The organism is Isoptericola aurantiacus, assembly GCF_044769875.1.
GTDB classification, from domain to species: Bacteria; Actinomycetota; Actinomycetes; order Actinomycetales; family Cellulomonadaceae; genus Isoptericola; species Isoptericola aurantiacus.
The window spans coordinates 486,967-508,459 of record NZ_JBJBAE010000003.1 but is presented as its reverse complement, the minus strand read 5'-3'; the positions used below and the strand labels follow the sequence as shown (position 1 = coordinate 508,459).

23 protein-coding genes and 2 riboswitches are annotated in these 21,493 nt (G+C 72.7%); of the genes, 11 read left to right on the top strand and 12 right to left on the bottom strand.

All coding sequences use genetic code 11. The features are described from left to right. Positions 1 to 6 precede the first annotated feature (6 nt). Positions 7 to 1,131 (bottom strand): phosphoserine transaminase, encoded by a 1,125-nt coding sequence (gene serC, locus ACIQLL_RS12220; RefSeq protein WP_402467308.1) that lies wholly within the window; start codon positions 1,129 to 1,131, stop codon positions 7 to 9. Between the two features lie 100 nt (positions 1,132 to 1,231). Here serC and ACIQLL_RS12215 point away from each other — a divergent pair, with 100 nt between their 5' ends. The 5 genes from ACIQLL_RS12215 (at position 1,232) to ACIQLL_RS12195 (ending at position 6,641) form a co-directional block, all read left to right on the top strand. Then, positions 1,232 to 1,930 (top strand): metal-dependent transcriptional regulator, encoded by a 699-nt coding sequence (locus ACIQLL_RS12215; protein ID WP_402467305.1) that lies wholly within the window; start codon positions 1,232 to 1,234, stop codon positions 1,928 to 1,930. A 129-nt stretch (positions 1,931 to 2,059) separates the two neighbouring features. After that, positions 2,060 to 2,248: riboswitch (cyclic di-AMP (ydaO/yuaA leader) on the top strand. 2 nt (positions 2,249 to 2,250) lie between these two features. Further along, positions 2,251 to 3,054 carry a C40 family peptidase gene (locus ACIQLL_RS12210; protein ID WP_402467302.1) on the top strand — a complete coding sequence of 268 codons (804 nt, stop codon included), beginning with the start codon at positions 2,251 to 2,253 and terminating at the stop codon, positions 3,052 to 3,054. Positions 3,055 to 3,319: 265 nt separating this feature from the next. Further along, a riboswitch (cyclic di-AMP (ydaO/yuaA leader) is annotated at positions 3,320 to 3,483 on the top strand. A gap of 2 nt (positions 3,484 to 3,485) precedes the next feature. Then, a complete protein-coding gene (locus ACIQLL_RS12205; RefSeq protein WP_402467299.1) occupies positions 3,486 to 4,325 on the top strand; it encodes a C40 family peptidase in 840 nt (279 codons plus the stop codon). Between the two features lie 217 nt (positions 4,326 to 4,542). Continuing rightward, positions 4,543 to 5,490, top strand: coding sequence for a universal stress protein (locus ACIQLL_RS12200; RefSeq protein WP_402467296.1), 948 nt, complete (start codon positions 4,543 to 4,545; stop codon positions 5,488 to 5,490). A gap of 134 nt (positions 5,491 to 5,624) precedes the next feature. Beyond that, positions 5,625 to 6,641, top strand: coding sequence for a DUF559 domain-containing protein (locus ACIQLL_RS12195; RefSeq protein WP_402467293.1), 1,017 nt, complete (start codon positions 5,625 to 5,627; stop codon positions 6,639 to 6,641). Between the two features lie 100 nt (positions 6,642 to 6,741). On the opposite strand, the gene ACIQLL_RS12190 is transcribed toward ACIQLL_RS12195, so the two are convergent. The 4 genes from ACIQLL_RS12190 to ACIQLL_RS12175 form a co-directional block, all read right to left on the bottom strand. Beyond that, on the bottom strand, positions 6,742 to 7,566 hold the full coding sequence (locus tag ACIQLL_RS12190) for an ABC transporter permease (RefSeq protein ID WP_402467290.1): 825 nt from the start codon (positions 7,564 to 7,566) through the stop codon (positions 6,742 to 6,744). Continuing rightward, entirely contained in the window at positions 7,563 to 8,585 is a 1,023-nt protein-coding gene (locus tag ACIQLL_RS12185) for an ATP-binding cassette domain-containing protein (RefSeq protein WP_402467287.1), read from the bottom strand. Before ACIQLL_RS12185 ends, ACIQLL_RS12190 begins: the two co-directional genes overlap by 4 nt. Positions 8,586 to 8,647: 62 nt before the next feature. Further along, positions 8,648 to 9,058 carry a GntR family transcriptional regulator gene (locus tag ACIQLL_RS12180; RefSeq protein ID WP_402467284.1) on the bottom strand — a complete coding sequence of 137 codons (411 nt, stop codon included), beginning with the start codon at positions 9,056 to 9,058 and terminating at the stop codon, positions 8,648 to 8,650. Next, positions 9,055 to 10,002 carry a hypothetical protein gene (locus ACIQLL_RS12175; protein ID WP_402467282.1) on the bottom strand — a complete coding sequence of 316 codons (948 nt, stop codon included), beginning with the start codon at positions 10,000 to 10,002 and terminating at the stop codon, positions 9,055 to 9,057. Before ACIQLL_RS12175 ends, ACIQLL_RS12180 begins: the two co-directional genes overlap by 4 nt. A 74-nt stretch (positions 10,003 to 10,076) precedes the next feature. Between ACIQLL_RS12175 and ACIQLL_RS12170 the strand changes: the two genes are divergently transcribed. Beyond that, complete coding sequence (locus ACIQLL_RS12170; RefSeq protein WP_402467279.1) at positions 10,077 to 11,546, top strand: serine hydrolase domain-containing protein; 1,470 nt, start codon at positions 10,077 to 10,079, stop codon at positions 11,544 to 11,546. Positions 11,547 to 11,637: 91 nt separating this feature from the next. Here the strand turns inward: ACIQLL_RS12170 and ACIQLL_RS12165 are convergent, their stop codons facing one another. Beyond that, positions 11,638 to 12,342 (bottom strand): GntR family transcriptional regulator, encoded by a 705-nt coding sequence (locus ACIQLL_RS12165; RefSeq protein ID WP_402467276.1) that lies wholly within the window; start codon positions 12,340 to 12,342, stop codon positions 11,638 to 11,640. A gap of 289 nt (positions 12,343 to 12,631) precedes the next feature. On the opposite strand from ACIQLL_RS12165, the gene ehuB reads away from it, so the two are divergent. From ehuB to ehuA, 4 genes are read left to right on the top strand one after another with little or no spacing between them, the layout of a single operon-like run. Next, entirely contained in the window at positions 12,632 to 13,576 is a 945-nt protein-coding gene (ehuB, locus tag ACIQLL_RS12160; RefSeq protein ID WP_402467273.1) for an ectoine/hydroxyectoine ABC transporter substrate-binding protein EhuB, read from the top strand. A 4-nt stretch (positions 13,577 to 13,580) separates the two neighbouring features. Continuing rightward, positions 13,581 to 14,342, top strand: a complete 762-nt coding sequence (locus ACIQLL_RS12155; RefSeq protein WP_402467270.1) for an amino acid ABC transporter permease — start codon at positions 13,581 to 13,583, stop codon at positions 14,340 to 14,342. Continuing rightward, positions 14,339 to 14,992 (top strand): ectoine/hydroxyectoine ABC transporter permease subunit EhuD, encoded by a 654-nt coding sequence (ehuD, locus tag ACIQLL_RS12150; protein ID WP_402467267.1) that lies wholly within the window; start codon positions 14,339 to 14,341, stop codon positions 14,990 to 14,992. The genes ACIQLL_RS12155 and ehuD overlap by 4 nt, the downstream gene beginning before the upstream one ends. A 28-nt stretch (positions 14,993 to 15,020) precedes the next feature. Further along, the gene (gene ehuA, locus ACIQLL_RS12145; protein WP_402467263.1) at positions 15,021 to 15,809 is read left to right on the top strand and encodes an ectoine/hydroxyectoine ABC transporter ATP-binding protein EhuA; all 789 of its coding nucleotides are present in this window, start codon (positions 15,021 to 15,023) and stop codon (positions 15,807 to 15,809) included. A gap of 115 nt (positions 15,810 to 15,924) precedes the next feature. On the opposite strand, the gene ACIQLL_RS12140 is transcribed toward ehuA, so the two are convergent. The 5 genes from ACIQLL_RS12140 to ACIQLL_RS12120 form a co-directional block, all read right to left on the bottom strand. Next, entirely contained in the window at positions 15,925 to 16,974 is a 1,050-nt protein-coding gene (locus tag ACIQLL_RS12140) for a hypothetical protein (RefSeq protein WP_402467260.1), read from the bottom strand. Between the two features lie 253 nt (positions 16,975 to 17,227). Then, a complete protein-coding gene (locus tag ACIQLL_RS12135) occupies positions 17,228 to 18,514 on the bottom strand; it encodes an aminotransferase class I/II-fold pyridoxal phosphate-dependent enzyme (RefSeq protein ID WP_402467257.1) in 1,287 nt (428 codons plus the stop codon). 10 nt (positions 18,515 to 18,524) lie between these two features. Beyond that, on the bottom strand, positions 18,525 to 19,403 hold the full coding sequence (locus ACIQLL_RS12130) for a hypothetical protein (protein ID WP_402467254.1): 879 nt from the start codon (positions 19,401 to 19,403) through the stop codon (positions 18,525 to 18,527). A 10-nt stretch (positions 19,404 to 19,413) separates the two neighbouring features. Beyond that, the gene (locus tag ACIQLL_RS12125) at positions 19,414 to 19,914 is read right to left on the bottom strand and encodes an SRPBCC family protein (protein WP_402467251.1); all 501 of its coding nucleotides are present in this window, start codon (positions 19,912 to 19,914) and stop codon (positions 19,414 to 19,416) included. Positions 19,915 to 19,972: 58 nt separating this feature from the next. Beyond that, positions 19,973 to 20,443, bottom strand: a complete 471-nt coding sequence (locus ACIQLL_RS12120) for an OsmC family protein (protein ID WP_402467248.1) — start codon at positions 20,441 to 20,443, stop codon at positions 19,973 to 19,975. A 113-nt stretch (positions 20,444 to 20,556) separates the two neighbouring features. Between ACIQLL_RS12120 and ACIQLL_RS12115 the strand changes: the two genes are divergently transcribed. Beyond that, positions 20,557 to 20,856 carry a hypothetical protein gene (locus ACIQLL_RS12115; RefSeq protein WP_402467245.1) on the top strand — a complete coding sequence of 100 codons (300 nt, stop codon included), beginning with the start codon at positions 20,557 to 20,559 and terminating at the stop codon, positions 20,854 to 20,856. Positions 20,857 to 20,863: 7 nt separating this feature from the next. Here ACIQLL_RS12115 and ACIQLL_RS12110 read toward each other — a convergent pair whose 3' ends face one another. Beyond that, complete coding sequence (locus ACIQLL_RS12110) at positions 20,864 to 21,466, bottom strand: hypothetical protein (RefSeq protein WP_402467242.1); 603 nt, start codon at positions 21,464 to 21,466, stop codon at positions 20,864 to 20,866. Between the last annotated feature and the right edge of the window lie 27 nt (positions 21,467 to 21,493).

The window sequence follows — 21,493 nt, the reverse complement described above, 5'->3', positions numbered from 1 at the left end:
CGCCGCTCAGACCAGCCGCTCGACGACGTGGTCCACGCACGCGGTCAGCGCCGCGACGTCGTCGGGGTCGACGGCGGGGAACATCCCGACCCGCAGCTGGTTGCGGCCCAGCTTGCGGTACGGGAACACGTCGAGGACGCCGGCCGCGCGCAGGTGGGCGACGACGGCGCTCGCGTCGATCCGGTCGTCCAGGTCGACGGTGCCCACCACCGTCGAGCGTTCCGCCGGCACGGTGACGAACGGCGTCGCCCACTCGCGGGCGTCGGCCCAGCCGTAGAGGATCTCGGCCGACGTCGCGCAGCGCCGGGACGACCACTCCAGGCCGCCCTGGCCGTTCAGCCACTCGACCTGCTCGGCCAGCATCACGAGCGTGGCCACCGCGGGCGTGTTCAGCGTCTGGTCCTTGCGCGAGTTCTCCAGCGCCGTCGTCAGCGACAGGAACTCCGGCACCCAGCGTCCGCCGCCCGACGCCTCGACCTCCGCGGCCCGTTCGATCGCGGCCGGGCTGCACAACGCGAGCCACAGCCCGCCGTCGGCCCCGAACACCTTCTGCGGGCCGAAGTAGTAGACGTCGGTGGAGCGCAGGTCCACCGGCAGGGCGCCCGCGCCCGACGTCGCGTCGGTCAGCAGCAGGGCGTCCTCGGCCGGGCGCCGCACCGGCGCCATCGCGCCGGTCGAGGTCTCGTTGTGCGGGGTGGCGTAGACGTCCACGGCGTCCGACGGCGTCAGGTACGCGACGCTGCCGGGTGCTGCGTCGACGACCTCGGGGTCCGCGAGGAACGGGGCGCGGCGCGTCGCCGCGGCAAACTTGGCCCCGAACTCGCCGAAGGTCGCGTGCTGGGCCCGCTCGCGCACGAGAGACGCCGTCGCCACCTCCCAGAACGCCGTCGACCCGCCGTTGCCGAGCACCACCTCGTAGCCGTCCGGCAGGTCGAAGAGGTCCGCCAGACCGGTGCGGACCCGGTGCACGACGTCCTTGACGGGTGCCTGGCGGTGCGAGGTCCCCAGGACGGGCCGGGTCGGGTCGCCCGCCGCGGCCACAGCGTCCACCTGGGCCGTGCGGACCTTCGACGGGCCGGAGCCGAACCGGCCGTCCGAGGGCAGCAGCGACGAGGGGATCTGCAGGGGCATGGTGACTCCGTGTCTCGGGTGCGCCGTCCGTCCCGGGGGCGACGCGGCAGCGTGGGTGTGTGCGAATAGACTAGGCCCGGGCCTCAAGACGGGAGCGGACGTGACGGACCTGATCGACACCACCGAGATGTACCTCAAGACGATCTACGAGCTGGGCGAGGAGGGCATCACGCCTCTGCGCGCACGGATCGCGGAGCGTCTGGGGCACTCCGGGCCGACGGTGTCGCAGACGGTCGCCCGCATGGAGCGCGACGGTCTCGTCGTCGTCACCGGGGACCGGCACCTGGAGCTCACGGACTCCGGCCGGTCCAAGGCCGTGCGGGTCATGCGCAAGCACCGGCTGGCCGAGCGCCTGCTCACCGACGTGATCAAGCTCGACTGGGAGCACGTGCACAACGAGGCGTGCCGCTGGGAGCACGTGATGAGCGACCTCGTGGAGCGTCGCCTGGTGACCCTGCTGGACCACCCTCACCAGGACCCGTACGGCAACCCCATCCCGGGTCTGTCCGAGCTCGGCGAGCAGTTCCAGGACGTCCCGTTCCTCGAGGGCGTGCAGTCCTTGCCGGCGCACCTGCTGGCGCGGCCCGGCGACGACGGGCTCGTGCTGCAGCGCATCGCCGAGCCGGTCCAGGTGGACGACGAGTTCCTCGCCCGGCTGGCGAGCGTCGGTCTGACGCCCGGCGTGCAGATCCAGGCCGAGCGGGCCGGTGACACCTACACGATCCAGGCCGTCGGCGGGAGCGAGGCGCTGGAGCTGCCGGAGGACCTCGCCAAGCACCTGTTCGTCGCAGCCGGCTGACCGGCGCCCGGACGCCCGGAGCGCGGTCGGACCGTCGGCCACGAGGCCGTCGTGATCGGAGCGTGACATCCCCATCCGGTTCGGGTACGGTCGGACACGCTCACCGGATTCGGTTTGGTGAGTACCGGGACGGACGCCGAACCCTGCCACCGTCCCGGTGCCCACGGATGACCGCACGGCAGGGGCGGGGGACCCACTTTCGGGCATCGGAGACGGTGTCCTCGGGGTGAAGCCTGATGGTTCGTAGGGACCGTGAGGCCGGGTGTTTTCTCCCACCCGAACCCGACAGCTGACCTCGTAGGCGACCGGAGAGGTTGAACGTGACTGCTCGCACCTCGCGTGGCAAGCACCGCGCTGCTCGTCGTCCGATGATCGCCGCGCCGTCGGCGGCTGCTGGGCGCCGGGCCGCTGTCGTGGCCACCGCCGGTGGTCTGCTGGTCTCGACGATCGGTGGCGCCACCGCTGCGCAGGCCGCGCCGGTCGACGCCGACGCCGCTCAGAAGCTCAGCACGGTCGACCTGGGTGCGCTGACCGACCAGGCCCGTGAGGCGCTGGAGTCCGCGCCGGTGGTCACGGTCGCGGCCAAGGCCGAGCTGGACGTCGAGAAGGTCACGGCGAAGTCGATCGAGAAGGCGGGCATCAAGGCCGCTCCCGAGCCCGAGCCGGTGCGTGAGGTCGCGCCGTCGCGTTCGGCCGAGCGCACCGCCGTGGAGTCGACCGAGTCCACCTCGACCGAGACGTCCACCACCGAGACCACCAGCACCGAGACGACGTCGGTCCCCGCCTCCGCGGTCGGTTCCTCCGTGATCTCGGTCGCCTCGCGCTACGTCGGCGTCCCGTACGTCTCCGGCGGCACCTCGCCGTCGGGCTTCGACTGCTCCGGGTTCACGCAGTACGTCTACGCCCAGGTCGGGATCTCGCTGCCCCGCAGCTCCTCGGACCAGCGGTACTCCGGAACCGTGATCTCCCGGGCGGACGCGCAGCCGGGTGACCTCATCTGGTCCCCGGGCCACGTCGCGATCTACGCGGGCGGCAACTCCCAGATCGACGCGCCGCGTCCCGGCAAGACGATCCAGTTCCGCAGCATCTGGCAGTCCAGCCCCACGTTCATCCGACTCGGCTGACGGCAGGACGCACAGCTCTCCGAGGGCCCCGAGGCGCGGCATGCGCCTCGGGGCCCTCTGCGTCCTCGGCACGGCACCCCGCGGTCCGTGTACCTCGGGCCGCCCTGCTGGCCGCAGAGGCCCCCTGGAAGCCCTCGACGAGCCCCGATCGACACGCTCCCGACGTCGTCGTGATCGAAACGTGACATGGCGACGACGATCGGATACCGTTCACTCGTTCGGTGGAGCATTTCGCCGAACCCCGTCCGGACGCCGAGTCCTGCCACCGGTCGGGGAGCCGAGACCCATGGCAGGAGCGGGGGACCCACTTTCGGGCATCGGAGACGGTGTCCTCGGGGTGAAGCCTGATGGTTCGTACGGACCGTGAGGCCGGGTGTTTTCTCCCACCCGAACCCGACAGCTGACTTCGTAGGCGGACGGAGAGGAAAGACGTGAACGCACGCACTACGACGCGAGGCCGGCACCGCGCCGCTCGTCGTCCGATGATCGCCGCGCCGTCGGCGGCTGCTGGGCGCCGGGCCGCTGTCGTGGCCACCGCCGGTGGTCTGCTGGTCTCGACGATCGGTGGCGCCACCGCTGCGCAGGCCGCGCCGGTCGACGCCGACGCCGCTCAGAAGCTCAGCACGGTCGACCTGGGTGCGCTGACCGACCAGGCCCGTGAGGCGCTGGAGTCCGCGCCGGTGGTCACGGTCGCGGCCAAGGCCGAGCTGGACGTCGAGAAGGTCACGGCGAAGTCGATCGAGAAGGCGGGCATCAAGGCCGCTCCCGAGCCCGAGCCGGTGGTGCGCGAGGTCGCGCCGTCGCGTTCGGCCGAGCGCACCGCCGTCGAGTCGACCGAGTCCACCTCGACCGAGTCCACCTCGACCGAGACCTCCTCGACCGAGACCACCAGCACCGAGACGAGCACGGCGCCCGCTGCCAGCACGAGCGGCTCGTCCGCCGTGTCGATCGCGGCCCGCTACATCGGCACGCCGTACGTGGTCGGCGGCGCCTCGCCGTCGGGCTTCGACTGCTCGGGCCTCGTCACCTATGTCTACGCCCAGCTCGGCATCTCGCTGCCCCACTCGTCCAGCGCGATCCTCAGCGCGTCGAACACCACGCAGATCTCGAGCTCGTCGGCGCAGCCGGGCGACCTCATCTGGTCCCCGGGTCACATCTCGATCTACATCGGCAACGGCCAGCAGATCGAGGCGACGCGCCCCGGTGGGTGGACCGTCCGCCAGTCCGGCATCTGGCAGTCCAGCCCCACGTACCTGCGCGTCACGGGCTGACCTCCCGCCGTCGCTGCGACCGACGCCCCGGTGCTCCCCACGAGCGCCGGGGCGTCGTCGCGTCCCGGTGTCGACGACGTGCCCGCGGGCGGGGGTGAGCGTGCGGCGCGCCCTCGGCGACTCCCGGCGGCTTTGCTGCACCTTGCGGCCGTCTTTCGCTACGCTTGAACCATGATGGCATCGGACGCCGAGGTCCGGTCATGACGGGAGGCGCGACATGACACGTCCAGAGGTCGTACTGGTCGGGGTCGACGGATCGGCGGCAAGCCTGCATGCCCTGGACTGGGCCGCGGCGTACGCCGGCAGGGTCGGCTGGTCGCTGCACGCCGTGTGCAGCTATTCGCTGCCGTCCTTCACGGCGGCCTCGCTCGACGGCGGGTACGCGGCCCTGGACGACACCGCCATCGCCGAGGGTGCCAAGGCCGTGCTGGCCGAGGTGCAGACACGGATCGCGCCGACGGGTGTGCCGATCGAGACGAGCGTCGCCACGGGGGACGCGGCGGGTGTCCTGGTCGAGCTGTCGGCGGAGCACTGCCTGGCCGTGGTCGGCACCCGCGGTCGCGGCGGGTTCACCGAGCGGCTTCTCGGCACCGTGTCGTCGGCGCTGCCGGCGCACGCCCACTGCCCGACGGTCGTCGTGCCGTACCGCGAGCCGGCCGGCGACGACGATCCGGAACGGCGGGACGGTGACACGGTCCATGAGGTGCGCCGGATCGTGGTCGGGGTGGACGGGTCGCCGACGGCGGAGGTCGCGCTGCGGCACGCCGTCGAGCAGGCCTCGGCCTGGGGCGCCGAGCTGGTGGCCGTCGCCGGGGTGCCGCTGGGGTCCGGCGCGGGCGTCCTGGCCTGGCTGCCCTCGCAGATCGACCACGAGCAGGTGCTCGCGGACGTGAAGGCCGGGCTCGACGTGATCGTCGACCGGGTCGGCGCCGAGCACCCGGAGCTGACGATCAAGCGGCACGTGCTCGACGGTTCGGGTGCCGAGCTGCTCACCGAGTTCTCGGCGGCATCGGACCTGGTGGTCGTGGGCTCGCGGGGCCGTGGGGGCTTCCGCGGTCTGCTGCTGGGCTCGACGAGCCAGGCGGTGCTGCACCACTCCAAGTGCCCGGTGCTGGTCGTGACCCGCAAGTGCGACGAGGAGCTGCAGGCGGAGTCGGCCGCCTGACCCCCTCCGTTGTGGGTATGAAATCGACGGCCTCGGAGCGATCCGGGCCGTCGATTTCATACCCACAGGGCTCTCGTGGGGGAGCCTGTGGAAATCGCCTGCAGGCAGGAGCGCGGTGGTGCCACGGTCGGGGTGTGCTGCACAGGACATCGGACAACCTGCTACACCCCAGCGAGACGCCGAGCCTGGGCCGGCCGTTCCGCGTCGCCGATGCGTTGGCCCGTGGCCTCCCGCCGCGGGTGCTGCGTCGGGCGGAGCTGGACCGGCCGTTCCACGGACTCCGGTCGCCCTCAGGCTTCGGAGGCGATCTGGCCGCCCGGTGCCGTGCGCTGAACGTCGCGATGGACGACGGCGTGGTGTTCAGCCACGTGACAGCGCTGCGGCTGCACGGGATCGACGTCCCGTGGACGCTGCGGGAGGCCGCGGCCGACGACGCGCCGCTCCACGTCGCCACACGGGTGGAGGGCGACCGTCTGCAGCGTCGCGACGTCGTGTCTCACCGCACCCGCCAGGATTTCCTGGAGGTCACCACGGTCGACGGCCTGCCCGTGACGACACCCGCGCAGACGTTCGTCCACGTGGCCGCCGACCTCAGGCTGCCCGACGACGTCGTGATCCTCGGCGACGCCATGATGCGGTACGGCGACGTGCTGACGAGCACCGCTGAGCTGGCCGACCTGGCACGCCGCACTCGCAAGGTCAAGGGAATCGCGCAGGTCCGGGAGCAGATCGAGCGGATGTGCCCCGGCACCGACTCGGTCATGGAGACCCGTACCCGGCTGCGGCTGACCGACGCCGGCCTTCCGTGGCCCCTGGTCAACGCCGTCGTCCGGCTCGACGACGGCACCTACGTCAAGCGCTGCGACCTGCTCTACCCGGAGGCGCGGGTCGTCATCGAGTACGACGGGGATCAGCACCGCACCGACAGACGGCAGTGGCGGGACGACGTCCGGCGTCGCCGATGGCTCGAGGAGCTGGAGTACGACGTGGTGGTCGTGGTCGCGGACGACTTCACGCGCGAGGCGTCGATGAGTCAGGAGCGCGACGCCGTCTCCCACGTCCGTGCTCTGCTCCGCGACCCGCGGCGTCCAGGTCCCGGAACGCCCGGGACGATCGTCGTGCCGTTCGACCCGAGGCCCGTCCGGTACTGAGGGGTTCGCCGACCGTCCCACCCCGTTGTGGGTATGAAAATGACGGCCCCGGACCGATCCGGGGCCGTCATTTTCATACCCACAACGGGGTGGGACGGGGTCAGTGGCGGGTGCGGTACAGATGCATGGTGATCGGGGCGAAGATCGCCGTCATCACGACGGCCGAGACCAGCACGGTCACCACGTCGCCGCCGTCCGCCGCCCCGCCCATGAGCCCGCGGACCGCGGTGACCAGGTGGGACACGGGGTTGATGTCCACGAACGCCTGCAGACCGGACGGCATCGTGGACGGGTCCACGAAGATGTTCGAGGCGAACGTCAGCGGCATCAGCACCATCATCGACACCCCCATCACGGCGTTCGGCGTGCGCAGCAGGAGCCCGAGGATGGTGAAGATCCAGCTCAGCGCGAAGGCGAACACGAGGAGCAGGGCCACCCCCGCGACCACGCCGACGAACCCGCCCGCCGGACGGAACCCGATGATGAGACCGAGCCCGATGCACATGATCGACGCGATCGTGTACCGGACGGTGTCCCCGAGCAGTGCCCCGACGATGGGCGCCGGGCGCCAGATCGGCAGCGAGCGGAACCGGTCGAACACGCCCTTGGTGATGTCGGTGTTGAGGGTGTAGCCGGTGTACACGGTCACGATGATGATCGTCTGGACCAGGATGCCGGGCAGCAGGAACTGGATGTAGGCGTTCGTCGATCCCGCGAGCGCCCCGCCGAACAGGTAGGTGAACATCAGGGTGAAGATCACGGGGGAGACCAGGACGTCGAAGAGCTGCTCGGGCACGTGCTTGATCTTGAGCAGCGCCCGCCACGCGAACGTCAGCGAGCAGGAGACGGCGGACGGCCGCGTCGGCCGGGTCTCGAGCGCGACGGCGTCGCGGAGCGTGGTGGTGCTGATGTCGACGGCGCTCATCGGGCCACCTCCTGCTCGATGCCGGCATCCTCGGGTGCGTCGTCCGGCAGGGGCTCGCCGGTCAGGGTCAGGAACACCTCGTCGAGGCTCGGCTGCCCCAGCGAGAACTCGGGGACCGCGATCCCTGCCGCGTCGAGCGCGGGCAGGAGCCCGGCCACCAGGTGGGCCCCGTCGTCGGGCACGCGGGCACTGAGCGCGTACGGGTCGGTGGGCAGCGTCGGTTCGGTCCCGAGGACGTCCTGCACGACGGCGGCCGCCTCGCCCCGCCGGGTGGCGTCCGCGAGGCGCAGGTCGACGGCGCCCTGCCCGACGGACCGCTTCAGCTCGCTGGAGGTGCCCTCCGCGATGAGTTGACCGTGGTCGATGACCCCGATCCGGTCGGCGAGCTGGTCGGCCTCCTCGAGGTACTGCGTGGTCAGGAGCACGGTGGCGCCGTCGTCGACGAGCACCCGCACGATGTCCCACACCTGGTTGCGCGAGCGCGGGTCGAGGCCGGTGGTGGGCTCGTCGAGGAACAGCACCCGCGGGGAGAGCACGAGCGAGGCCGCGAGGTCGATGCGGCGCCGCATCCCGCCGGAGTACGTCTTGACCTGGCGGGCACCCGCGTCGGTCAGGCTGAACGCCTCGAGGAGGTCGGCGACGCGTCGCCTGGCCGCGGGGCCGCGGAAGCCGTACAGCCGGGCCAGCATGAGCAGGTTCTCGGTGCCGGTCAGGTCCTCGTCGACGGACGCGTACTGGCCCGTGAGCCCGACGGCGCCGCGGACGGCGTCGGCGTCGCGCACGACGTCGTGCCCCAGCACGCGGGCGGTGCCGCCGTCGGGCCGCAGCAGCGTGGCGAGCATCCGCACGACCGTCGTCTTGCCGGCGCCGTTCGGCCCCAGCAGGCCGAACACGCTGCCGGTGGGGATCGTCAGGTCGACGCCGTCGACGGCCTTGGTGGTCTTCTTGCCGGACGTGAAGTGCTTGACGAGGCCGGACGCCTCGACGGCGTCGCCTGCTCGGTCGTCGGGTGTGCTCATCGGGGGATCTCCTCGGTCGACTCGTCCACGGTAGAACCTAGGACGCGCCACCGACAGGGAATTCATCGGTCGGCGGACGCTCCCGCGGCGGCGTCCGGGCCGCGCAGGACGCCGTGGGCGATGTCGAGGATGGTCTCGTCCGTCAGGCCGGCCGCGCGGGCCCGGGCGACGACGGTGCGCAGCTCCTCGACCAGCGCGGGTCGGGGGTCGCGTGAGCCGGCGCCGGGCCCGGTGCCCTCGGCGACGACGGTGCCCGTCCGGCGACGGGAGGTCACCACCCCGGTGCTCTCCAGCTCGCGGTAGGCCCGCTGGACGGTGCCGACGGCGATGCCGAGGTCGCGCGCGAGGTCGCGGGAGGCGGGGAGCCGGTCGCCGGGGACCAGGGTGCCGACGGCGACCAGGCCGGCGACCTGGCGACGGATCTGCTCGTAGGCCGGGACCGCGGCGTGCAGGTCGACGGTGATGTCGGTCATCCGTCCGCCCGGGCCCCGACCCGCACGGGTGCGACGGGCACACCGCGCGCAGCCCGGACGACGACGGCCACGGTGACGGCTGCGATCGCGACGGCGAGAGCGGTGGCCAGGTAGCCCGTCACCGTCATCGCCGCGACGCGGTCGACGACGTCGCCGATCCGGGCGGTACCCGCGCGGCGGAGCGCACCGCCGGTGACGACCAGCGTCAGTGCTGTCGCTCCGCCGACGCAGACCTGGACGGCTGCCACCGTGCGGGCGGCCGAGGTGCGGCGCACGGCGTCGTCCTGCTCGCTCGACAGGTCGGTGAGCGGGGCGCGGCGTGCGACGACGCGCAGGGTCGCGATCGTGACGACCAGCGTCACGGCGAGAGCGGCGAGCATCGGGACGCCGTAGGGCCAGCCGGGGTAGGGGCCCGCGGACCCGCTGACGATGCTCCCGTCGGCGAGCGTGCGTTCGGGGCTCGCCACCGACGTTCCGCTCGGCCCGGCCGTGACGCCGGCGGCCACCAGGGCTGTGGCCAGGAGCGCAGCCGTCGCTCCCAGCGCGCGCAGGGGCACGCTGCCGAGGTCGCGGACGGTGCGGCGGGTGAGCGACGCCGTGCGCACGGTCCCGGCGGGCCGTGGCCAGGTGAGCTCTCCGACCGCCCGGACGAGGCAGGCGGCCACGGCGACCGCGAACGGTCCGACGGTCCACAGCACCCCGGCGGCCGGTGGTGCGGGCAGCCGGTCGGTGGTCCAGGTGATCGGCAGCGTCAGGACCCCGGCCGCCGTGACGAGGCCCGCGACGGTGGAGGCCCAGGCGATGAGAGCGTCGTGCCGCCGGGCTCGTCGCAGCGGTGCGCCGTCGGGGGCGTGCCGGCCGGACCACCGGAGCAGGGCGACCGCGACCGCGGCGGGCACGGCGACGAGCAACCCGCCGAGGACGATCAGGGTGATGCCGGCCATGGGACCTCTCCTCAATGAGTGAATAACCTGATTCATTCAATCATAGAAGCTGACGGCGCCGCTAGGCTGGCGGCATGACCCTCACCGGCGCCGAGCATGCCCCTGCGCGCACCACCGCCGACCGGCTCAACACCCCCTACCTCGCCGACTGGGTCGCCACCCAGGCCGGCCTCGCCCGTGTCCCCGGTGTCCAGTACGCCGTGCTCGTGGACGACGAGGTGGTGCTCGACGGCGCGTGGGGCGTCACCGACATCACCTCCGGCACCCCGCTGCGCAGCGACCACGTCTTCCGGGTGGCCTCGCACTCCAAGACGTTCACCGCCACCGCGATCGCGCGCTTGGCCGACGCCGGTGCGTTGCGGCTGGACGACCCGCTCGGCGACCACGTGCCCGAGCTGGGCGGTGCCCCCGCCGGCCGGGTCACCGTGCGCGAGGCGCTCGGGCACACCGGCGGCCTGCGGCGTGACGGCCGCGACGCCGACTTCTGGCAGCTCGCCGCGCCGTTCCCCGACCGTGCCACCCTGCTGGACTCGGTCCTGGACGACGGTGACGTGCTGGGCCGCGGTGAGCACTTCAAGTACTCCAACCTGGCCTACGGCCTGCTGGGCCTCGTCATCGAGGCGGTCACCGGCACGCCGTACGCCGACCACGTGCGCCACGACCTGCTCGACCCGCTCGGCCTGGCCGACACCGCACCCGAGCTGGACGACGACGTCGCCCGCCGCGCCGTCGTCGGGCACAGCGCGCGCGCCCTGGCCACCCCGGGGCTGGCCACGACGTTCGCCGACGGGCGCCTGCCCGTGGCCGGGGTCACCACCGGGACGCTGGCCGCGGCGACCGGGTTCTGCTCCACCGCCCGGGACCTCGTGCGCTGGGCGGCGGCCCATTTCGACGGCTCGGCGCTGGTGCGGCCCGAGACGCAGCGGCTGCTGCAGCGCGACGAGTCCGTGATCGAGCGTCCCCACGCGGCCCGGCGGGCCTACGGGCTCGGGTTCGAGTCCCGCACGGTCGCCGGCCGGCGCCTGGTCGGCCACTCCGGCGGCTTCCCGGGCCAGATCACCCGCACCTGGTTCGACCCGACGGCACGCATCGCCGTCTCGGTGCTGACCAACGCCGTCGACGGGCCCGCCGACCCGATCGCGCTCGGCCTGCTCGCCCTGATCACGACGGCGCGGGACGACGACGGCGCTCCGGCCGCGGACGGCGTGCGGCCGGGGCCGGCCCCGGTGGAGGCGGCGGAGCTCGACCGGTGGACGGGCCGGTTCGCCAACCTGTGGGGGATGACGGACGTGGTGCGCCTCGGGGAGCGGCTGTGGCTGCTCGACCCGCGGCGCGCCGACCCGCTGGACGGCGCCGAGGAGCTCACGGTCGACGGGGACGTGCTGCGCCCGGAGCCGCACGCCGGGTTCGGGCCGGTCGGCGAGCCCGTGCACGTGCTGCGCGACGCGGCGGGGGAGCCGACCGCCGTCGTCGTGGGCGGGATGACGTCGTGGCGCGCGGACGAGTTCGAGGCGCAGCGCCGCGCGTCGGTGGCGGGCCGCTGACGGCTCCCGACCCCCCTTGCCGCTGTGGGTATGAAATTGACGGCCCGGCATCGATGCCGGGCCGTCAATTTCATACCCACAGCGGTCGAGGTCAGTGGCCGATCGGGCCGAGCCGCGGGGCCGGGAGCGGGCGCGGTTCCTCGAGCGTCTCGACGCCTGCCGACTCCGGTGCGAGCAGCCGCAGCACGGCGTCGTCCAGGTTGGCCCGGATCGCGGCCTCGAGGCCGTCGGCGTCGCGCGCCTCGAGCAGGTCGACCAGCGGTGCGTGCGACGCCGCCGCGTCCCGGCGGACCACGTACTCCTCGCTGACCGTGAAGCTGGCGATGCGCACCTCGACGATGAGCGTGCTCATCCAGCGCAGCAGCCACGGGTTGCCGCTCGCGGCCACGAGCTCCCAGTGCACGGAGAGGTCGGCGGCGCCGACCCGCAGGGCGTCGTGCGAGGCGTCGGCACGGACCAGCGCGTCGTGGGCGGCGCGGACCTCGGCGACCTGCTCGTCGGAGGCGTGCGCCACGGCGAGACGCGCGGCCGTGGTCTCGACCGTGGTGCGTGCTGCGTACAACGGGCGGATCCGGTCCGCCCCGATCGTCCGCACCGACAGGCCGCGACCCGGGGTGGCGACGATGAGTCCCTCGGCCACGAGGCGCTGCGCCGCCTCGCGGAAGGGCCCGCGGCTCACCCCGAGCTGCCCGGCCATCTCCACCTCGCGGATGGGGGAGCCGACGCGCAGTGCTCCGGTGTAGATGGCGTTGCGCAGCTCGACGGTGATCAGGTCCACGGTGGACGGCCGCGTCACGGGCGACAGTGTCGGCGCGGCACCGGGGGCCGGCCGGTGGGGCGGGGACATCTGGGCTCCTTTCCGGTCACGACCTGACAACGATCGCGAGGGTCGAATGTTGCAGGCTCGTGTCGCGGGGTGAACTCTGCCGCGATGAACTGCGGGATCACGCCGATCTGATCATTGTAGACAATCAGACACGACGACACGCCCATTGTCGGATCGTCCGGATCGACGCTACCGTAACGGATCGTCCGCACCACCCAGCCCGCGGCAGCACGCCGTCGGGCGACGGAAGGGAGACCCCGTGCAGTCCATCCGGACCACGAACCGCCGCCGCGCACTGGCCGCCGCCGGCTCCGTACTTGCTCTGACCGCCCTGGCCGCGTGCTCCAGCACCGACGACGGCGGATCCGGTTCCGACGGCGACGGGGACATGTCCCACCTCGCCTCGCTCCAGGACGCCGGCTCCATCAACGTGGGCTTCTTCGGCGAGGTGCCCTACTCCTACGAGGAGGACGGCGAGCTCACCGGTGCCACCATCGAGCTCGGCCGCGCCATCTACGGCGAGCTCGGCATCGACGAGGTCACCGGCACGCAGGTCGAGTGGAACGCCCTCATCCCGGGCGTCCAGGCCGAGCGCTTCGACGCCGTCAGCGCCGGCATGTCGATCCTCCCGGATCGGTGCGAGCAGGCAGCGTTCGCCGAGCCGACCATCATGTACACCACCGCGTTCCTGGTGCCCGAGGGCAACCCGCAGGGCCTGACCGACTGGCAGTCGGTCGAGGGCGGCGACGTCAAGGTCGCCGTGACCCAGGGCGCCATCGAGGCCGGCTACGCCGAGGACACCGACGTGGACTCCATGGAGGTCCCGGACCGCCAGGCGGGTCTGGACGCCGTGGTGAGCGGCCGCGCCGACGCCTACGCCCTGACCGGCATCTCGCTGCGTGCGCTGGCCGACAGCACCGACGAGGCCGTCGAGGCCACCGACGCGTTCGTCGCGACGATCAACGGCGAGCCGCAGATCGGTGCGGGCGCCGAGGTCTTCCGCCAGGGCGACACCGAGCTCCTCGACGCCTACAACGAGCAGCTCGCGACCTACCTGGGCGACGAGGACAAGTGGCTCGAGGTCATGGAGCCCTTCGGCTTCAGCGCCGCCGAGTTCCCGCCCGAGGGTCTGACGGCCGAGCAGCTGTGCGACCCCGACCAGGACCTCTCCGACCTCGCGGACGAGCTGGGGATGGACTACTGACCGCATGTCCGATGACATCCAGACACTCGTCGATCGGCTTCCCGACCTCGGCAGCAGTGTTCTTGTCACCCTGGAGATGACGCTCGGCGGGGCCCTGCTCGCCATGCTCGTCGCCGTGGTTCTCGGTTTCGGCTCGCGCACCCAGACCCTCTGGGTGCGCGGGCCGTCCCGCGTCATCGTGGAGTTCTTCCGCGGCACCTCGCTGGTGGTGCAGATCTTCTGGATCTTCTACGTGCTGCCGCAGTTCGGCTTCAAGATGGAGGCGCTCGCGGTGGCGATCGTCGCGCTCGGCCTCAACTACGGGGCGTACGCCTCCGAGGTGGTGCGCGGCTCCATCGAGTCGGTGCCGAAGGGCCAGTGGGAGGCCGCGACCGCACTGAACATGACCTGGTTCCACAAGGTGCGTCGCGTCATCTTCCCCCAGGCGTGGGCGCTGATGATCCCGATGCTCGCCAACCTGCTGATCCAGCTGGTCAAGGGGTCGGCGCTGGCGTACTACATCACGCTGCACGACCTGAACTTCTGGACGGTCGAGCTGCGCAAGGCCACGAGCGACACCCTCTTCAGCTACGGCGCCGGCCTTATCGTCTACTTCATCATCGCCTACCTGCTGACCTGGGGGATGAACGTGCTCGAGGAGCGCGCCAAGCGCCGCCTCGGCCGGGGGACGAAGCCGACGCTGCGTGAGACGTTCGGGGTCAAGCCGGCCCCCAACACGCGGCCGGCGAACACGCAGATGCCGTCGCAGGCAGGAGGTCCCCTGTGAACAGCAACAGCATCTGGGACTGGGACAAGGCCTGGGAGGTCCTTCCCGACCTGCTCCGTGGCCTCGTCGTCACCGTCGAGGCCACGGTCATCGGCATGGTGATCGCCTCGATCCTCGGGCTCTTCATCGCCCTGGCGATGCGGACCCCGACCCGCTGGGTCAGGATCCCGCTGAAGTTCGTGTCCGACTTCATCCGCATGACGCCGCTGCTGGTGCAGCTCGTCTTCGTCTACCTGCTCTCGCCGCCCTGGGTTCCCGTCCTGTTCATCGGCTGTACGGTGCTGGGTATCCACTACGCGACGTACATGTCCGAGGTGTACCGCGCCGGGATCGAGGCGGTGCCGAAGGGGCAGTGGGAGGCGGCCACGGCGCTCAACATGGCCAAGGGCCGCACCTGGCGTGCGGTGATCCTGCCGCAGGCGATCCGCAACACGCTGCCCGGCCTGGGCAACTACGCGATCTCGATGTTCAAGGAGACGCCGTTCCTCTTCGCGATCGGCATCGTGGAGATGTACACCGAGGCGCAGAGCTTCGGTGCCAACACGTTCTCCTACGTCGAGGCGCTGACGATGGTGGGCCTGCTCTTCCTCGCGGTGAGCTACCCGACCTCGCTGCTGGTGCGCAGGATGGAGATCCGCCTTGCTGCCTGACCCGAACCCTTCCGCAGAGAGCCAGACCATGACCACGAAGAACGGCGACACGCCCGCCATCGAGTTCCGCGACGTCACCAAGCGCTTCGGTGACAACGTCGTGCTGGACGGGCTGAACTTCTCCGTCCCGCAGGGTCAGCGCATCACGCTGATCGGGCCGTCCGGATCGGGCAAGACGACGATCCTGCGGCTGCTGATGACGCTCGAGGAGCTCAGCGGCGGCCTCATCCTCATCGACGGTGACCCGTACACCCACGAGTACAAGGGTGACAAGTGGGTCGCCGTCTCCGAGAAGCGCCGCCGGGTGGTGCGCAACCGGGTGGGGATGGTGTTCCAGCAGTTCAACCTGTTCCCGAACATGACCGTGCTCGAGAACATCATCGAGTCGCCGATCCATGTGCTGGGCAAGTCCAAGGACGAGGCGATCTCCGACGCCGAACGCCTCCTCGAGAAGGTCGGCATGTCCGAGAAGCGGGACTTCAACACCAACCAGCTCTCGGGCGGCCAGCAGCAGCGTGTGGCGATCGCCCGCGCGCTGGCGATGGACCCGGAGATCCTGCTGCTCGACGAGGTCACCTCGGCCCTCGACCCGGAGATCGTGGCCGACGTGCTCGGCGTGCTCCGCGAGATCGCCGAGACCACGGACATCACGATGCTCCTGGTCACGCACGAGATGCAGTTCGCCCGCGAGGTGTCGGACCGCGTGCTCATGTTCGACAAGGGGCAGATCGTCGAGGAGGCCGACCCCGAGACGATGTTCTCCAACCCGTCCCACGAGCGGACCAAGGAGTTCCTCAAGGCGGTGCTCGGCAACTGATCCGCAGGTCCGGCCGCGCTGCGTCGAGGTCGGGCCGGGACGCGACGAAGGGCGGTTCCCCGCATGGGGAGCCGCCCTTCGTCGTACCCGAGGTGGGTGCCGGCTCCGGCCGTGCTCAGCCGGCGTCCGTCGCGTCGCTGCCGCTCGACGAGCTGCTGACGCCGTCGGACGATCCGCTCTCGCCCGAGCCCGTGCCCGGCGTCGACCCGGCCCCGCCCGTCGACCCGTCGGTGCTGCCGCCCCCGGAGCCCTCGGGGTCCGCGGGGTCGGTCGGCTCGGCGGGGTCGGTCGGCTCGGCGGGATCGGTCGGTTCCGCAGGGTCGACCGGAGCGGTCACCTCGGGCGTCGGGTCGGTGCTCGTCTCGGCGCCGTCCTCCGACCCGTCCGTGCCGGTCGAGGTGCCGGCACCCTGCTCGTCGGTACCGGTGGCGGACCGGAAGTCGTCGGTCCCCGTCGTGCCGGTCTCGCGGCCGGCACGGTCCGTCGCACCGTCCGCGTCGCCGTCGGGCTGCTCGGAGGAACCCGACGGACTGGTGGCCTCGACACCGACGGACCGTCCGATGGTCGTGCCCGATCCCTCCTGACCCTGGACGGCGTCGGCGAGCGGCTTGCCGATCAGCAGCTCCACGGCCAGCACCACACCCATCACGGCCACGAACACCACAGCGGCCGAGGCCGCGAGCACACGGACCGTGCCGTGACGCCGGACCAGACGCAGCCAGGCATTGCGCGGGGGGACCTCGGCGTCGTCCGCGTCGTCCGCGTCGTCCGCCCGGTCCGCATCGGGCCCGCCGTCCGGCGGTGCGGCGTCGACCGCCGTGGCCGGACCGACCGGCGCGACCGATGCCGTCGTCGCGACGCCGTCGAGCGTGCCGCGGGCGGCCCGTGGCCGGACCATCTGGCCGACGACGGGCTTGAGCTGGGCGTGCGTCTTCTCGATGGAGCGCGTGTAGAGGAAGTTGGCCACGACGGTCAGGACGCTCGCGACCCCGGCGCCGATGATGGTCCCGGCGATGCCGAAGAACGACAGCGCCACCGTGGTGCTGACGGCGGCGAGCGCGCTGGCCACGATCTGGGTGCCCGAGAGCTTCGTCGCCGGCGCCTCGGCCGCCTCGCCGCGGGCGTCGTCGAGCTCCGTGGTCGGGGGAGGGCTGGTGGTGGTCACGAGTGCCTCCGGGGCGCGAGGGGACAGGACGCGCCCGCGTCACCCGTCGGCGGAGCTGCCGTGTGCTGCTGCGGATCCGGCGTCGGCCGCGGGCGAGGCCCCAGCCTAGGGTCCCGGCCGTGGCGCCCCCCGGGGGGAACGGCGAAGAACCTGTGCCGTGGCGCACGCCTCACTCCCGCCTCACCGCTGTGGGTATGAAATATGCGGGTCGCGACCGGTCGCGACCCGCATATTTCATGCCCACAGCGGTGGGTCAGGCGGCGGCGGCCTCCGCGGCGGCGAGCAGGATGCACGTCGCCACGCCGTCCATCGCCACCTCGACCTCCGCCAGCGGCGGCATCGACGGCGCGAGCCGGATGTTGCGGTCCTGCGGATCCTTGCCGTACGGGAACGTCGCGCCGGCCGGGGTCAGCTTGATCCCGGCCTCGCCGGCGAGCTCCACGACGCGCGAGGCCAGGCCCGGCGCCACGTCGACGGAGACGAAGTACCCGCCGTCCGGGTCGGTCCAGGTGGCCACCCCGGCGTCGCCGAGGCGCTCGGTCAGGATCGACGTCACCGCGGAGAACTTCGGGGCGAGGATCTCGCGGTGCCTGGCCATGTGGGCCCGCACGCCCGCGGCGTCCCCGAAGAACTGCGCGTGGCGCAGCTGGTTGACCTTGTCCGGGCCGATGGACCGGAACGCCAGGTGTTCGGTGAACCAGTCGATGTTCGCCGGGGACGACGCCAGGAACGACACGCCGGCGCCGGCGAACGTGACCTTCGAGGTGGAGGCGAACATCAGCACGCGGTCGGGGTTGCCCGCCTCGGCGGCCAGCTCGATCGCGTTCGCCGTCTTCGTCTCGTGCTCGGTCAGGTGGTGCACCGCGTAGGCGTTGTCCCAGAAGATGCGGAAGTCCGGCGCCGCAGCCGGCATCGAGACGAGCCGGCGTGCGACGTCCTCGGAGACCACCGACCCGTCCGGGTTGGCGTACGTCGGGACGCACCACAGCCCCTTGACGGACGGGTCGTCGGCCACCAGCGCGGCCACGGCCTCGACGTCGGGGCCGTCGGGCGTCATCGGGACCGTCACCATGCGGATCCCCAGCTCCTCGCAGATCGCGAAGTGCCGGTCGTACCCGGGCACGGGGCAGACGAACGTCACCGACTCCTCGGCCGACCAGGGGCCGTCGCCGCCCGGCACCCCGAACAGCACCGCCTGGACGAGGCAGTCGTACATGAGGCGCAGCGAGGCGTTGTCCTGGGCGAGCAGCTGGCGGACCGGCACGCCGAGCAGCTCGGCGAAGATCTCGCGCAGCTCGGGCAGGCCGTCCAGCCCGCCGTAGTTGCGCACGTCCGTCCCGGACGCGGCGGTGTGGTTGCCCTCGCCGGGCAGCGACAGCAACGGCTCGGACAGGTCGAGCTGCTCGGCCGAGGGCTTGCCGCGGGTCAGGTCCAGGGACAGGTCGCGGGCCTGCAGCGCGGCGTACTGCTCGCGCAGCTCCGGCAGGCGGGTGGAGAGCTCGGGGTCGACGGCGGTGGCGTGGTCGGGTGAGGTACTCACGATGGAGAGACTACGCGTCCGGGCGGGCACCGTCGTCGTCGGGGACCTGCGAACCTCGGCGCCGGAATCGGCGGAAACGCACAGCCGGGCGCTCCTCGCCGGCGTCGACCTCGAGCGCGGGCGGCGGCTGGTCGATGACACGGGGGAAGTGGCCGGGCGGTGCGCCGAACGCTGTCCGGGACTGCGCGATGACGCCGTGGCCGAGCGCCCGTCCGCCGGCGAACCCCACGACCGCGCCGACGCCGAACGGGATCATCCGGCCGAGCGCCAGCGTGCCCTGCTTGGCGAGCTGCCGCTTGAGGAACCGGTGCGTCAGGACGCGGTTCACCTGCTTGATCGTGGACTGCGGCATCGAGGTCAGCAGCACCTTGCCCCAGGCGAGCTGGGAGCCGGAGGCGGCGCGTTCCACGTCCCGGGCCCCCGACTCGCCGAGCACCGTGGCCAGCAGCAGGGCGCGGCGCCGGGCGACGTCGTCGATCGCGATGCCGTGCACGTCGGCGACGGCGAGGGAGAAGGCCGCCGACGAGGCGAAGAACGTGGCGATGTCGCTGGTGGTCAGCAGCCCGGCTGCCGCGGTGCCGACGGCGGGGGTGGCCGCCGCGGCGCCGACCGCGCCGCCGGCCGTCGCGACGAGGGTGAGGTACTCCTTCTCCAGGATGCGCACGACGCCGGCCGGGTCGGCCTCCGGGTTGCGGCGCCGCACCGAGTCGACGTGCTTGTGGATGGCCGCCGAGGGGATCGTCACCGCCTTCGACAGCAGGGCGTCCAGCAGCGGTGTCGGGCGGTACCGGGTCCAGCTCTCGACCTCGGTGCCCGGGGCGCTGCCGGGCACGTCGCCGCCGACGGTACCCGCGCCGACGTCGTCGAGGTGCTCGTTCGCGCTGCTCACCCCGGCGACTCTACCCACGTCGCGCCAGGAGGCGACCCAGGCGGTGCAGGGAGACGTGCATCATCACGCGCAGGGCGACCCCGACGAGCACCGCGTTCGGCCGTCGCGGCCACGGCCCGGCCAGGTACGCCTCCTCCCACCACACGACGACGCAACGGTCGGCGTCGAGCGGGACGACGTCGAACCCGGCCGTCCCCAGCAGGGCGGGTCCGGTCTTGCGCACGGCGGTGCGACCGACGGTCCCGGTCCGCGACGACGGACGCGCGACCTCCTCGACGACCATCCGGTCCACGAAGCCGCGCCGCCCGCGCCGCGCGCCCGGTCCGGAGACCATCGCGAACGACTCGCCGGGGCCGGGCGCCTCCCGCGCCGCGCCGTCGAGCCGGGTCAACGGGATGAAGCGCGGATGGGTGCGCGGGTCGGCCACCCAGGCGAACGCGACCGACGCCTCGACGGGCATCGTCCGGGCGACCTCGACGCGGTACGGCCGGTCTGCGGTGCGCTGTCCCATGGGAGGGTCCTCCGGGTCGAGGGCTGTCACCGGGCCGCGCGGCCCGGGGTAGATCGGGTCAGGACGCCGGGGGCTCGAACCGCGCGGGCGGCACCTCGGCCCCGGCCTTGAGGGTGCGCCCCACGGTGCACGCGCGGTCGATCGACCGCTGGGCCAGCAGCAGCGTCTTGTCGCGGGTCTTCTCGTCCAGGCCGGACAGGTCGATCTCGAAGACCTCGGACAACACCGGGTAGAGGTCCTGCTCCATGTCCTTGGGGTCCTCGACGCGGATGGTGGTGGCGTAGTCGTCGCCCAGCACGCGGGCGAACTTGGTGTCGCTCGACATCCCGGCGCAGGCGGCGAGCGCGATCTTCAGCAGCTCGCCCGGGGTGAAGACGGCGCCCTCGGACGCCGGGCCGATCTCGACGCTCGCGCCGCGGGCCGTGTAGCCGCGGTAGGTGCGGGTACCGGTGCGCTCCACCCACAGGGGGTCGGTGGGGGACGGGGTCACGGCGGCGGGGGCGTCCGCGGGAAGGGTCTGGTCGCTCATGCCCCGATCCTCCCACCCGTCGGCGCGGCCCGGTGCACCGGGTCGGGCGCGATCCGAGGCCGGGCCACGGCGCACGGCGGGCGAGCAGTGGCCGACGGTGCCACGATCGACGGATGAGCACCCGGGACAAGTCCGACTTCGGCTCCGGCAAGATCCTGCCCGAGGAGCCCGCCGACGGCGGGACGGGCCCCGGCGAGCCGCACCCGGACCGCGACTGGGCCACCGGTCCGGACATCGCCGCCGCCGAGACGGCGGAGCGCGCCGCCGAGGAGCACGCGGCGGGGGAGGAGCACGCCGGCGAGCACCGCCCGGTGGAGCAGGGTGCGCACTTCCGGCCCGACGACGGGGACGGCGCCGCGCCCGCCGCCCCGGTCGACCCGCCGACCCCGCCCCGGCACGCCCGTCCGGAGTGAGGTCCGGTCACCGGGCGAGCAGCTCGCGCACGCGGACGACGGCGGCCGCCCGGTGTCCCGTCGTCGCCCACGCCCGTCCCTCGTGCGACGTCGGCACGAGCTCGAGCCGGGCCGAGGCGTCCCGGATCGCCACGGCGTCCAGCTCGCGACGCCCGACCCGCACCGCACCGGTGGCCACGGGCGCCGGCAGCGTGACCCACCACCGCGGCGCGTCGTCGCCGCGGACCCACAGCTCGACCCGGTCGGGCAGGAACGCGTAGACGACGTGCTCGCGGTCCGGGCAGTCCGGCGGCAGGCCGCGCGTCCCGGCCCGCAGCCGCTGCGCCTCGGCCGTCAGCGCCGTCGTCGGGCGCCCCACCACCACCGGGACGCCGGGGCGGTGCCGCGCGACCCGGGCGACCTGACCGCGGACACGTGCCGAGGCGAAGGCGACCCAGGCGAGCACCCCCACCACGGCCACGGCCACCAGGGCGAGCAGCCCCGGGGCCACACCTGGCTCACCGAGGCGACGTCCGGCGCGGGCCGCGTACAGCAGCACGACGAGCACGGTGACCAGACCGGCCAGACCGCCGGTGGCCAGGCCGCGGCCGGGAGTCGTGCGGCGGGGCATGGGCGGCCTCCCTGTGGTTTCGCGACG

Bases quoted from the DNA above. Each gene is read 5' to 3' on its own strand.
- serC (WP_402467308.1), bottom strand. From the start codon at position 1,131: ATGCCCCTGCAGATCCCCTCGTCGCTGCTGCCCTCGGACGGCCGGTTC.
- ACIQLL_RS12200 (WP_402467296.1), top strand. From the start codon at position 4,543: ATGACACGTCCAGAGGTCGTACTGGTCGGGGTCGACGGATCGGCGGCA.
- ACIQLL_RS12190 (WP_402467290.1), bottom strand. From the start codon at position 7,566: ATGAGCGCCGTCGACATCAGCACCACCACGCTCCGCGACGCCGTCGCG.
- ACIQLL_RS12185 (WP_402467287.1), bottom strand. From the start codon at position 8,585: ATGAGCACACCCGACGACCGAGCAGGCGACGCCGTCGAGGCGTCCGGC.
- ACIQLL_RS12180 (WP_402467284.1), bottom strand. From the start codon at position 9,058: ATGACCGACATCACCGTCGACCTGCACGCCGCGGTCCCGGCCTACGAG.
- ACIQLL_RS12175 (WP_402467282.1), bottom strand. From the start codon at position 10,002: ATGGCCGGCATCACCCTGATCGTCCTCGGCGGGTTGCTCGTCGCCGTG.
- ACIQLL_RS12170 (WP_402467279.1), top strand. From the start codon at position 10,077: ATGACCCTCACCGGCGCCGAGCATGCCCCTGCGCGCACCACCGCCGAC.
- ACIQLL_RS12155 (WP_402467270.1), top strand. From the start codon at position 13,581: ATGTCCGATGACATCCAGACACTCGTCGATCGGCTTCCCGACCTCGGC.
- ehuA (WP_402467263.1), top strand. From the start codon at position 15,021: ATGACCACGAAGAACGGCGACACGCCCGCCATCGAGTTCCGCGACGTC.
- ACIQLL_RS12125 (WP_402467251.1), bottom strand. From the start codon at position 19,914: ATGGGACAGCGCACCGCAGACCGGCCGTACCGCGTCGAGGTCGCCCGG.
- ACIQLL_RS12120 (WP_402467248.1), bottom strand. From the start codon at position 20,443: ATGAGCGACCAGACCCTTCCCGCGGACGCCCCCGCCGCCGTGACCCCG.
- ACIQLL_RS12115 (WP_402467245.1), top strand. From the start codon at position 20,557: ATGAGCACCCGGGACAAGTCCGACTTCGGCTCCGGCAAGATCCTGCCC.
- ACIQLL_RS12110 (WP_402467242.1), bottom strand. From the start codon at position 21,466: ATGCCCCGCCGCACGACTCCCGGCCGCGGCCTGGCCACCGGCGGTCTG.